This window comes from Janthinobacterium sp. NFX145 (genome assembly GCF_049810325.1).
GTDB classification, from domain to species: domain Bacteria; phylum Pseudomonadota; class Gammaproteobacteria; order Burkholderiales; family Burkholderiaceae_D; genus Janthinobacterium; species Janthinobacterium rivuli.
The window spans coordinates 5,781,272-5,793,114 of sequence record NZ_CP187360.1 but is presented as its reverse complement, the minus strand read 5'-3'; the positions used below and the strand labels follow the sequence as shown (position 1 = coordinate 5,793,114).

The 11,843-nt window shown below is 60.8% G+C and carries 10 protein-coding genes; 7 read left to right on the top strand and 3 right to left on the bottom strand.

The window, feature by feature from the left end; translation table 11 throughout:
• Window positions 1-9: 9 nt before the first annotated feature.
• From ACPJXG_RS25965 to ilvA, 3 genes are all read right to left on the bottom strand, one after another.
• Entirely contained in the window at window positions 10-492 is a 483-nt protein-coding gene (locus tag ACPJXG_RS25965; RefSeq protein ID WP_034753339.1) for a PTS sugar transporter subunit IIA, read from the bottom strand.
• A gap of 347 nt (window positions 493-839) precedes the next feature.
• Window positions 840-1,682 (bottom strand): NADPH-dependent 7-cyano-7-deazaguanine reductase QueF, encoded by an 843-nt coding sequence (queF, locus tag ACPJXG_RS25960; protein WP_425254792.1) that lies wholly within the window; start codon window positions 1,680-1,682, stop codon window positions 840-842.
• 118 nt (window positions 1,683-1,800) lie between these two features.
• Complete coding sequence (ilvA, locus tag ACPJXG_RS25955; protein ID WP_034753344.1) at window positions 1,801-3,336, bottom strand: threonine ammonia-lyase, biosynthetic; 1,536 nt, start codon at window positions 3,334-3,336, stop codon at window positions 1,801-1,803.
• Window positions 3,337-3,537: 201 nt separating this feature from the next.
• Here ilvA and ACPJXG_RS25950 point away from each other — a divergent pair, with 201 nt between their 5' ends.
• From ACPJXG_RS25950 to ubiE, 7 genes are all read left to right on the top strand, one after another.
• A complete protein-coding gene (locus ACPJXG_RS25950; protein ID WP_035824134.1) occupies window positions 3,538-4,029 on the top strand; it encodes a YqaA family protein in 492 nt (163 codons plus the stop codon).
• A gap of 268 nt (window positions 4,030-4,297) precedes the next feature.
• On the top strand, window positions 4,298-8,338 hold the full coding sequence (locus tag ACPJXG_RS25945) for a DUF3683 domain-containing protein (RefSeq protein ID WP_425252753.1): 4,041 nt from the start codon (window positions 4,298-4,300) through the stop codon (window positions 8,336-8,338).
• Window positions 8,338-8,787 carry an HIT family protein gene (locus ACPJXG_RS25940; RefSeq protein ID WP_225242958.1) on the top strand — a complete coding sequence of 150 codons (450 nt, stop codon included), beginning with the start codon at window positions 8,338-8,340 and terminating at the stop codon, window positions 8,785-8,787. The genes ACPJXG_RS25945 and ACPJXG_RS25940 overlap by 1 nt, the downstream gene beginning before the upstream one ends.
• A gap of 9 nt (window positions 8,788-8,796) precedes the next feature.
• Window positions 8,797-9,246: a gamma-butyrobetaine hydroxylase-like domain-containing protein gene (locus ACPJXG_RS25935; protein WP_035824146.1), complete on the top strand. Its 450-nt coding sequence runs from the start codon at window positions 8,797-8,799 to the stop codon at window positions 9,244-9,246.
• A gap of 215 nt (window positions 9,247-9,461) precedes the next feature.
• Window positions 9,462-9,806 carry a YciI family protein gene (locus tag ACPJXG_RS25930; protein WP_425252752.1) on the top strand — a complete coding sequence of 115 codons (345 nt, stop codon included), beginning with the start codon at window positions 9,462-9,464 and terminating at the stop codon, window positions 9,804-9,806.
• Between the two features lie 2 nt (window positions 9,807-9,808).
• Window positions 9,809-11,050, top strand: a complete 1,242-nt coding sequence (locus tag ACPJXG_RS25925) for an RNA polymerase sigma factor (RefSeq protein ID WP_425252751.1) — start codon at window positions 9,809-9,811, stop codon at window positions 11,048-11,050.
• A gap of 29 nt (window positions 11,051-11,079) precedes the next feature.
• Window positions 11,080-11,814 (top strand): bifunctional demethylmenaquinone methyltransferase/2-methoxy-6-polyprenyl-1,4-benzoquinol methylase UbiE, encoded by a 735-nt coding sequence (gene ubiE / locus ACPJXG_RS25920; RefSeq protein ID WP_034778407.1) that lies wholly within the window; start codon window positions 11,080-11,082, stop codon window positions 11,812-11,814.
• The last annotated feature ends 29 nt before the right edge of the window (window positions 11,815-11,843 follow it).

Here is an 11,843-nt window from a genome sequence, read left to right as displayed (position 1 = left end):
ACCTGAAGTTTAACCCGCCGCTTGCAGACTAGGTTGCCAATTGACGATGCGCGAATGCACGGATTTCGGTTCCGGATCCGTGGCCAGCGCCGTGCGGAAGGCATCGTCGGAAAACATTTCGGCGATTTCCGACAGGATTTCCAGATGTTGCTGAGTGACATGATCGGGAATCAGCAGGAAAAACAGCAGATTGACGGGCTTGCCATCGGGCGACTCGAACGGAATCGGCTCGGCCAGGCGCACGAAGGCGCCCAGCGGCGATTTCAAGGTTTTGCTGCCCTTGACTCTGCCATGCGGTACGGCTACGCCATGGCCCAGGCCAGTCGAGCCCAGGCGTTCGCGGGCAAACAGATTGTCCGAGACGGTAGAGCGGGCGATGCCGTAATTGTTTTCGAAGATCAGGCCGGCTTGCTCGAAGGCGCGCTTTTTACTGGAGACTTCCAGGTCCAGCAGGACGTTTTCGAGGGATAATATTTTGCTAAGATTAGTCATGACACTCAATGAAATGGTGCAATGCGCAGAGGGCTTGCGAGCCGAATTATAGGCCTGTTTCGGTGGCCTGTAACGCCAATTCTCAACAGTATACGCCCGCTGCGGGCGCAGTGGGCGCTACAGCCCGCGTAGCCATCATTTTAGCAAAAAAATAACATCGGCGTGTATCGGCTATTTCCTGATTAAAAACACGCGGCGCGCCGGTTTTTCCGCCGCCGAATGCCGATTTTCCGATTTTTCACCGTCTGTGACATGCTCTGCGGCACTACTGCGACGTTGTTTTAAAACACAGCCAACATTCCTGTTGGCATGGTTTCGTGGTGTTGCGCGATGTTACCCAATCAATGTTACTGGCGCGCATTGCGCAGATTGCCCGGCATCGCTCCCGTACTGAAATTGCTGCGCCAGGGATTGATGTCGAGGCCGCCGCGGCGCGTATAGCGCGCATACACGGACAGCTTTTGCGGCTTGCACTGACGCAAGATATCGACAAAGATGCGCTCCACGCATTGCTCGTGGAACTCATTGTGCTCGCGGAAACCGATCAGGTAGCGCAACAGGCTTTCCTGGTCGATCTGCGGTCCCGCATATTCGATCTGCACGCTGCCCCAGTCGGGCTGGCCCGTCACCAGGCAATTCGATTTGAGCAAGTGCGAGACGAGTTTTTCTTCCACCGGCGCTTCATCCAGGGCGGCTTTCAGCAGCAGCGGTGAGGGCGTGTATTGCGTGATTTCCAGATCCAGGCGGTCCAGCAGCACGCCGTTGAATTCGCCCATTTTCAGCTTGCCGAAATCTTCCTGCAAGGTCAGTTCCACTTGCACGGGCGCGCCGAAGCCGTTCGATAAATCCTGCTTGAGCAGGGCCAGCAGCGCATCCGCGCTATCGAGCTTGGTCTGGTTGAACGAGTTCAGGTACAGCTTGAACGATTTCGATTCGATGATGTTGGGCGAATCGGCTGGCGCGCTGACCTTGGCAATGGCCACCTGCGGCTTGCCGCGCTGGTTCAGCCACGACAGTTCATACGCATTCCAGATATCGAGGCCGAAGAACGGCAAGGTGCCGTGCAGTTCCAGCTCGTCGCGCTTGCCCTGGCGCGGAATCGGAAACAGCAATTCCGGCGCGTAATCGGTGCGGTAGGCGGAGCTTTTGCCCAGGGGAGACAGTTCGGCGAGGTCGTTGGTGGTGGTCATGGTCGTGTGGCGTAGTTCGGTCAAGGACGCATGGTAGCCTATTTCAACCCAACGGAGACGGCTGGGGGCGGACCCTGCAGGGTCCGACCCCGGTATTTGCAGTTGGGTTGCTTACTATTTACCCCAGGAATAATTTGTACACGGGATTGCTGCTCTCATCCCAATAACGGTAGCCCAGGGTATCGAGGAAGCGGGCGAACTCTCCCATCTCGTCGGGCGGCACTTGCAGGCCGATCAGGATGCGGCCCACGTCGCCGCCCTGGCTGCGGTAATGGCACAAGGAAATATTCCAGTTCGGCGCCATGCTGTCGAGGAAGCGCATCAGTGCGCCCGGCCGTTCGGGGAATTCAAAGCGGTACAGCAACTCGTCTTGCGCCAGCCGGCTCTTGCCGCCCACCAGGTGGCGGATGTGCGATTTGGCCAGTTCGTCGTGGGTCAGGTCCAGGGTCTTGAATTCGTGTTCCTCGAAAGTCTTGGCCAGCACGCTCGACTCATGCCGGTCGGCAATTTGAATGCCGACGAACACGTGCGCGGCTTTTTCATCGCTGATGCGATAGTTAAATTCCGTCACGTTGCGCGCGCCGATGAGCGAGCAGAAGCGCTTGAAGCTGCCCCGCTGTTCGCGCATGGTGACGGCAAACACGGCTTCGCGGAACTCGCCCAGTTCGGCCCGTTCCGCCACAAAACGCAGCCGGTCGAAATTCATGTTCGCGCCGCTGGCGATGGTGACCAGGGTTTCATTGTTGACGGGGTGCTTGGTCAGGCTGGCGCGTTCCACATACGCCTTGGCGCCGGCGATAGCCAGCGCGCCCGATGGTTCCAGGATGGAGCGCGTGTCCGTAAACACATCCTTGATGGCGGCGCAAATGGCATCCGTGTCGACCGTGATGATTTCATCGACATACGCCTGCACCAGGCGGAAGGTTTCCTCGCCGGCCAGGCGCACGGCCGTGCCGTCGGCAAACAGGCCCACATCGTTCAGGGTCACGCGCTCGCCGGCTTTCAGCGAACGGGCCATGGCGTTCGAATCGACGCTTTGCACGCCGATGATCTTGATGTCGGGACGAATCTGTTTCACGTAGGCGGCAATGCCGGCGATCAAGCCGCCGCCGCCGATGGGGGCGAAGATGGCGTGGATGGGGCCGGCATGCTGGCGCAGGATTTCCATGCCGATCGTGCCTTGGCCGGCGATCACGTCCGGGTCGTCGAACGGGTGCACGAAGGTCAGCTTCTGTTCCTTTTCCAGGGTCAGCGCATGGTTGTAGGCATCCGTGTAGGACTCGCCGTGCAGCACCACTTCCACGTTCACGCCGCCGCGCCCCTTGACCGCCTCGACTTTCACCAGCGGCGTGGTGGTCGGCATGACGATGACGGCGCGGCAACCCATACGCGCGGCCGACAGGGCCACGCCCTGGGCATGGTTGCCGGCCGAGGCGCAAATCACGCCGCGCTTGCGTTCCGCTTCGCTGAGCTTGGACATCTTGTTGTAGGCGCCACGAATCTTGAAACTGAACACGCTTTGCATGTCTTCGCGCTTGAAGTAAATCTGGTTGTTCAGGCGCTGCGACAGGGCAGGGGCCAGTTCCAGCGGCGTTTCAGTAGCGACGTCATAGACGCGGGCGGTCAGGATTTTCTTGAGGTAGTCGATGTTCATAGTCTGCAAGCAAGTGATTCTGGGCCAGAAAGGGTCTGGAGCGTGTCGGGCGATAGCGGCGGCGCCGCGGCGGATAGCCTGGCGACAATAATGCTCTGTGGAACTGCGGGCGGGTATGCCTTTGCCGGCCGGCGCGGATTGTGCGGCGCGCAAGCTGCTCTTCATTATAATGGAGAGCCTTACCGCATCGCGAAGTGTTCCATGATCGAATCCGCAATCGCCTGGCTGCTGCAGCTGATCGCAGCGCCGGAAGTCGGGCTGACATCGGTCTTTCTGATCAGCTTTATTTCCGCCACCTTGTTGCCGCTCGGCTCGGAACCGGCCGTGTTTGCCGTCATCAAGGCCAATCCCGCGCTGTTCTGGGCCGCCATCGGCGTCGCCACCCTGGGCAACACCTTGGGCGGCATCGTCGACTACTGGCTCGGCTACCGGGCCAAGCAGGCGTTCGCCAAGGAGCGCGACACGCGCTGGTTCCGCTGGCTGGCCCGCTATGGCGCCAAGACCATGCTGCTGGCCTGGCTGCCCATCGTGGGCGACCCCCTGTGCACGCTGGCAGGCTGGCTCAAGCTGCCGTTCTGGCCCAGCGTGGCCTACATGGCCGTCGGCAAGTGCGCGCGCTACCTGACCATGACGGGCTTGCTGCTCTACGTTCCTGATGGCGTATGGCACCGGATTGGACAAATGCTGGCGTAGTGGCACGCAAACGGGGCGTAATGCAACGCCAGTTTGCCCCATTTTTGGGCAGTTCGATAGTTCGTAGCAGAGTCCTGTTCTTGGCATTTTTGCGTCGAAAAATCAGAAAGTCTGGTTTTTTATTCATGAAATATAGGGCTTTTCCGTATTTGCTATGGTAGCGGATGAGGTGCTTAAACCTTGGGCGGAATAAGGCTGTTCCCGCATGGTGCGGCGCAATAAGATAAAATGGGCCTTTAGGGTCCAGTCCACATCGTCACCACACTCCATGAACGCTCCCGCACATATCCAAGCTTTACTGGCAGAAACGCCGAATGGTCCCGCAGCAAGCCGCCTGCGCGAAATCCCGTATAACTACACGTCGTTTTCCGATCGCGAGATCGTCATACGCCTGTTGGGGGAGGACTCCTGGCGCCTGCTCGACGAGCTGCGCGGCGCCCGCCAGACGGGCCGTTCGGCCCGCATGCTGTACGAGGTGCTGGGCGACATCTGGGTCGTGCGCCGCAATCCCTACCTGCAGGATGACTTGCTCGACAATCCGAAGCGCCGCCAGGGCTTGATCGATGCCTTGCATCACCGCCTGGCCGAAGTCGACAAACGCCGCCTGGGCATCGATGCGGCCGGCGGCGACGTCGCTGCCAGTGGCGAAGCGCCGGAAGTCGCCAAGGCGCGCAGCGCCAATGTGGAGCTGCTGCTGAAAGCGGCCAGCAAGGCCGTGGCCGACTTTGGCGACGAATTCCGCAAGACCTATGACTTGCGCAAGCGCACTGTCAAGGTGCTGGGCCGCTACACGGAAAAGCACAATGTGCGCTTCGACGGCATGACGCGCGTGTCGCACGTGACGGACGCCACCGACTGGCGCGTGGAATACCCGTTCGTCGTGCTCACGCCCGACACGGAAGAGGAAATGGCCGGCCTCGTCAAAGGCTGTATCGAGCTGGGGCTGACCATCATCCCGCGCGGCGGCGGCACCGGTTACACGGGTGGCGCGATTCCATTGACGCCGATGTCGGCCGTCATCAACACGGAAAAACTCATCACCCTGGGCGCCGTGGAAATGACGGTCTTGCCGGGCTTGACGCACGAATACGCGACGATCAATTCGGGCGCGGGCGTGATCACGAACAAAGTGTCGGAAGCGGCGGAAAAGGCCGGCTTCGTGTTTGCCGTCGACCCGACCTCGGCGCACGCTTCATGCATCGGCGGCAACGTCGCCATGAATGCGGGCGGCAAGAAAGCCGTGCTGTGGGGCACGGCGCTGGACAACCTGGCCTCGTGGCGCATGGTCGACCCGAACGGCGACTGGCTCGACGTCACCCGCCTCGACCATAACCTGGGCAAGATCCACGATATCGCGCTGGCACGTTTCCAGCTGGAATGGCGTCACCCGAGCACGCGCGACGCAAGCAAACCGAACGCGCCGTTCAAGACGGAAATCCTGGAAATTCCTGGCCGCAAGTTCCGTAAAGAGGGCCTGGGCAAGGACGTCACCGACAAATTCCTCGCCGGTTTGCCGGGCATTCAAAAGGAAGGCTGCGACGGCCTGATCACGTCGGCGCGCTGGATTTTGCACAAGATGCCGAAATTTGCCCGCACCGTCTGCCTGGAATTCTTTGGCCAGGCGCGCGACGCGATTCCGTCGATCGTGGAAATCAAGGATTACCTCGATGGCTTGCCGGCCAAGGGCGAGCAATACACGACCATCCGCCTGGCGGGCCTGGAACATCTGGACGAGCGCTACCTGCGCGCCGTCGGCTATGCCACCAAGTCGAAGCGGGGCGTGCTGCCAAAGATGGCCCTGTTTGGGGACATCGTCGGCGACGATGAAAATGCCGTCGCGCAAGCGGCGTCGGAAGTGGTGCGCATCGCCAACACCCGCGTGGGCGAAGGTTTTGTGGCCGTCAGCCCGGAAGCGCGCAAGAAATTCTGGTTAGATCGTGCCCGCACGGCCGCGATCGCCAAGCACACCAACGCTTTTAAAATCAATGAAGACGTCGTGATTCCCCTGAACCGCATGGGCGAATACACGGATGGCATCGAACGCATCAATATCGAGCTGTCGATCAAGAACAAGCTGCAACTGGCCGAGGCCCTGAGCGAATTCTTTGGCAAAGGTAATTTGCCAGTAGGCAAGAGCGACGATGCATCAGATGACCGTGTCGATGATGCGGAAATGCTGGGCGACCGCGCCGAGCAGGCACAACAGCTGCTGGCCCAAGTTACGGCCCGCTGGACCTATCTGCTGGCCCAGCTCGACCGTCCGCTGGCGGACGTGAAGGGTGAGTTGGCCGAACTGGGCATGGAGCGCTTGCTGCCCGTGTTCGATGCGCGCCTGGAAACGCAGCCGGACGCCACCCTGTTCGACGTGGTGCAGGACCGCACCGTACGCATTACCTGGAAGCAGGAGATTCGCGCCCAGCTGCGCCAGATCTTCAACGGCGCCGCTTTCAAACTGATCCTCGACGAGGCCACCGCCATCCATGCGCGCATCCTGCGTAGCCGCGTGTTTGTCGCGCTGCACATGCATGCGGGTGACGGCAACGTGCACACGAACTTGCCCGTCAACTCGGACAATTACGAAATGCTGCAGGACGCCCACGAAGCCGTGGGCCGCATCATGATCCTGGCCCGCTCGCTGAACGGCGTCATTTCCGGCGAACATGGCATCGGCATTACCAAGCTGGAATTTTTGACGGAAGAAGAGATCGGCGAATTCCGCAGCTACAAGCAGCGCATCGATCCGGAAGGCCGTTTCAACAAGGGTAAACTGCTGAACCTGCCGGGCATGGGCGCCGACTTGCGCAATGCCTACACGCCATCGTTCGGCCTGATGGGCCATGAATCCTTGATCATGCAGCAAAGCGATATCGGCGCCATCGCCGACAGCGTCAAGGATTGCTTGCGCTGCGGCAAGTGCAAGCCCGTGTGCTCGACCCACGTGCCGCGCGCGAATTTACTGTACTCGCCGCGCGACAAAATTTTGGCGACCTCGTCCCTGATCGAAGCCTTCCTGTACGAAGAGCAGACGCGCCGCGGTATTTCCATCAAGCATTGGGAAGAGTTCGAGGACGTGGCCGACCATTGCACCGTGTGCCATAAATGCGTGACGCCTTGCCCCGTCAACATCGACTTCGGCGACGTGTCGATGAACATGCGCAACTTGCTGCGCAAGATGGACAAGAAGAGCTTTAATCCAGGCACCAAGGCCACGATGATGTTCCTCAACGCCACCGATCCCGTGACCATCAACGCCACGCGCAAGGTCATGATCGGCTGGGGTTACAAGGCGCAGCGCCTGGGCCACGACTTGCTGAAGAAGTTTGCCAAGAAGCAAACCAAGGCACCGCCGCCATCGACGGGCAAGCCGCCCGTCAAGGCGCAGGTGATCCACTTCATCAACAAAAAGATGCCGGGCAACTTGCCGAAGAAATCGGCGCGCGCGCTGCTCGACATCGAAGACGACAAGGTCATTCCGATCATCCGCAACCCGAAGACGACGACGGCCGATACGGAAGCCGTGTTCTACTTCCCCGGTTGCGGTTCGGAGCGCCTGTTCTCGCAAGTGGGCCTGGCGACGCAAGCGATGCTGTGGGAAGTGGGCGTGCAGACGGTCTTGCCGCCGGGCTACCTGTGCTGCGGTTATCCGCAGCGGGGCGCGGGCGAGTTCGACAAGGCCGAGAAGATGATGACGGATAACCGCGTCCTGTTCCACCGCATGGCCAACACGCTCAATTATCTGGACATCAAGACAGTGCTCGTCTCGTGCGGCACTTGCTATGACCAGCTGGCAACGTATCAGTTTGAAAAGATTTTCCCGGGTTGCCGCATCATGGATATCCATGAGTATTTGCTGGAGAAAAACGTCAAGCTGGAAGGCGTGAACGGCACGCGCTATATGTACCACGAGCCATGCCACAATCCGATGAAGCTGCAGGAATCGGGCAAGACCATCAATTCCCTGATCAGCACGGTCGATAACGTGAAGATCGAGAAGAATGACCGTTGCTGCGGCGAATCGGGTTCGCTGGCCGTCACGCGTCCCGACATTTCTACGCAAGTGCGTTTCCGCAAGGAAGAAGAGATGGTCAAGGGTGCCGACAAGCTGCGCGGCGATGGTTTTACCGGTGACGTGAAAATCCTCACCAGCTGCCCGTCGTGCCTGCAAGGACTCTCGCGCTACAATGATGATTCGGGCACGACGGCCGACTACATCGTCGTCGAGATCGCCAAACACTTGCTGGGAGAGAACTGGATGCCGGATTATGTGAAACGCGCCAATGACGGCGGCATCGAACGGGTGCTGGTGTAATGTCCACGCCTTGCGATCTGTGCAGCTTGCTGGACGGCTACGCCAACAAGCAAGGTCTGGAGACCTTGCTGTGGCGCAGCGAGCGCCTGTCCGTGGTGGCTGTCGATGACGCCGCATATCCCGGTTTTTGCCGCGTGATCTGGAACAAGCACGTGAAGGAAATGACGGATTTGACGCCGGGTGAGCGCAACTACGTCATGGAAGTCGTGTGGCAAGTCGAGCTGGCCGTGCGTGAAGTGATGCAGCCGGAAAAGGTCAACGTGGCCAGTTTCGGCAACATGACGCCGCACGTGCATTGGCACGTGATTCCCCGCTACCGCGACGACGCGCATTTCCCGAACCCCAGCTGGGCCGTGGTGCAGCGCGAGACGGCACCCGAGGTGCTGGCCGCGCGCCGCGCCCTGCTGCCGGCACTGCGCGACGCCATCATTCAACGTTTATCCGCATAAAGTATCGTCATGACTGAAAAAACAGCAACACCGCAACCCACCGGCTTGACCGTGCACAACCAGTCGCGCGTGCTCGACGTGGCGTTCGACGATGGCAGCGAATTTGTCTTGCCGTTCGAATACCTGCGCGTGTACTCGCCGTCGGCCGAAGTGCAGGGCCATGGCAAGGGCCAGGAAACCTTGCAATTAGGCAAACGCCTGGTCGGCATCACTGGCCTGGAGCCGGTGGGCAACTACGCCGTGCAGCCCACTTTCAGCGATGGTCACAATTCCGGCCTGTACACCTGGGCCTATTTGTACAAGCTGGGCGCGGAAAAAGACAAGCTGTGGCAAGCCTACTTGGACCAGCTGACGGCAGCCGGCTACCCGGGCGACAGCGGCCGCGACGCCAAGGCCGACATGACGGTCAAGCAATCTTCCGGCCACGTCCACGGACCCAGTTGCGGGCATAAACATTAAAACACCTGAAAAACCTACTGCGCGTCGCCATTTGCGGCCGCCGATGCTCACTGTGCTCAAGCACAGTTCCGCTTCTCGGCCACAACTTGCTTCCGCTCGCTACGGTTTTTTAGGCGTTTAGAAAAAATAATGCGGTAATCTTGTCGGATTGCCGCAGATCCATTCGTCGTATGAATGCCCGCGCTTGCGGGCATTTTTCTTTTGGAGAAGAGACTATGGAATACCTGATCCTGATCTACGCCGACGAGGCCCGCTATGCCGCCATGCCAGACGAGCAGATGGCCAGTCTGATGGCCGACTTTGCCAGCTATACGCAGGCGCTGGAGGCGGCCGGCGTGCTGCGCGGCGGGGCCGAACTGGCGCCCGTGGCCAGTGCCACCAGCGTACGTGTGCGCAATGGCAAGCCCGTCATCACGGATGGGCCGTTCGCGGAAACCAAGGAGCAGCTGGGCGGCTACTACCTGCTAGCCTGTGCCAACCTGGACGAGGCGCTGGCCTGGGCCGGGCGCTGCCCGGTGGCTTCCCTGGGCACCATCGAAGTACGGCCTGTCACGGCATAGACATGGCCGGCGACGCCCTGTCGGCCGTCGAACACGTCTTTCGCCAGGAACGGGGCAGGGTGCTGGCCGGTCTGATGCGGCGTTTCGGCGACCTGGGCCTGGCGGAAGATGTGTTGCAGGAAGCGTGCCGCAAGGCGCTTGAACTGTGGCCGCGCACTGGCATCCCCGATCATCCCGCCGCCTGGCTCAGTGCCGTGGCGCGCAACGCGGCCCTTGATCAGGTGCGCCGCGTGGGCAAGAGCGTCGGCGAGGCCGAGGCCGTGTTCTCCGGCCTGCCGGCGCCCGTGATTGAAGAAGCGCACGCCATCGAAGACGACCGCCTGCGCCTGCTGTTTATTTGCTGCCATCCCGCGCTGGCGCCCGAGGCGCAGGTGGCGCTGGCCCTGCGCACCTTGTGTGGCCTGTCGACGGGCGAGATCGCACGCGCTTTCGGCCTGGCGGAAGCCGCCCTGTCGCAGCGGCTGTTGCGCGCCAAGCGCAAGATCGCCGAAGCGCGCATTCCTTTCGAGTTGCCCCCGGAGCAAGAATTACAGCCACGGCTGGCGCAAGTGCTGCACGTGATTTATCTGGTGTTCAGCGAAGGCTATTGCGCCAGCGGCGGCGACACCCTGCTGCGCGCGGACCTGTGCGCCGAGGCGTTGCGTCTGGGGCGCTTGCTCGACAGCCTGCAGCCGGGCCAGCCGGAAGTGCGGGGGCTATTGGCCCTGATGCTGCTGCAGGCGTCGCGCGGCCCGGCCCGTCTGTCGCCCGAGGGTTTTCTGCTGACACTGGAAGAGCAGGACCGCCGCCTGTGGGATGGCGGCCTGATTGTCGAGGGACTGGCGCTGCTGGAACTGGCCTTGCCGGCGCGCGCGCCGGGGTCGTACCAGTTGCAGGCGGCCATTGCCGCCTTGCACGCCAAAGTTCCCACGGCCAGCCAGACGGACTGGCGCCAGATCAGCGCCCTGTATGGCGCCTTGCTGCGGCACAAGCCGGAACCCTTGATTTTGCTCAATGCCGTGATCGCCTGCGCCATGGCGCATGGGGCCGCACACGGGCTGGCGTGGCTCGATCGCCTGGAAGCCGTGCCCAGCCTGGCGCTATCGCATTATCTGCACGCGGCCCGGGCCGACTTGCTGCGCCGCCAGGGCGACCGGCCGGGGGCGCTGGCGGCATACGCGCGGGCGGCCATGCTGGCTTCGAATGCAGTGGAAAGGCAATACCTTCTCCGGCGTCACGGGGAAATGCGCCTGCCGCTTGTATAATGCTCCCAAGTTCAAACAGACTGCCTACCATGACCAATACGACCCATTTCGGATACAAAACAGTTGCAGAAGACGACAAAGTGCGCGAAGTCGCCAAGGTGTTCCATTCCGTCGCTGCCAAATACGACGTGATGAACGACTTGATGTCGGGCGGGCTGCACCGTCTGTGGAAGACGTTCACCATTGCCAACGCGGGCGTGCGCCCCGGTTTCAAGGTGCTCGACATCGCCGGCGGTACGGGCGACCTGTCGAAGGCATTCGCCAAGCAGGCGGGCCCTACCGGCGAAGTCTGGTTGACCGATATCAATGAATCGATGTTGCGCGTGGGCCGCGACCGCCTCTTGAATCGCGGCCTGCTCACCCCCACCATGTTGTGTGACGCGGAAAAACTGCCATTCCCCGACAATTATTTCGACCGTGTCAGCGTGGCCTTTGGCCTGCGCAACATGACGCACAAGGATGTGGCGCTGGCGGAAATGCGCCGCGTGCTGAAACCGGGCGGCAAGCTGCTGGTGCTGGAGTTTTCCAAGGTGGCGGCGCCCCTGCAAAAGCCATACGACCTGTATTCGTTCTCGGTCTTGCCGTGGTTCGGCCAGAAAATCGCCGGCGACGCGGAAAGCTACCGCTACCTGGCAGAATCGATCCGCATGCACCCGGACCAGGAAACCCTGAAGACCATGATGGAAACCGCGGGCCTGGAACGCGTGCAGTACTACAATTTGACGGCAGGTATTGCCGCTTTGCACACCGGTATCAAGATGTAATGCATCAACGTTGGTGATTTTAGGAGATG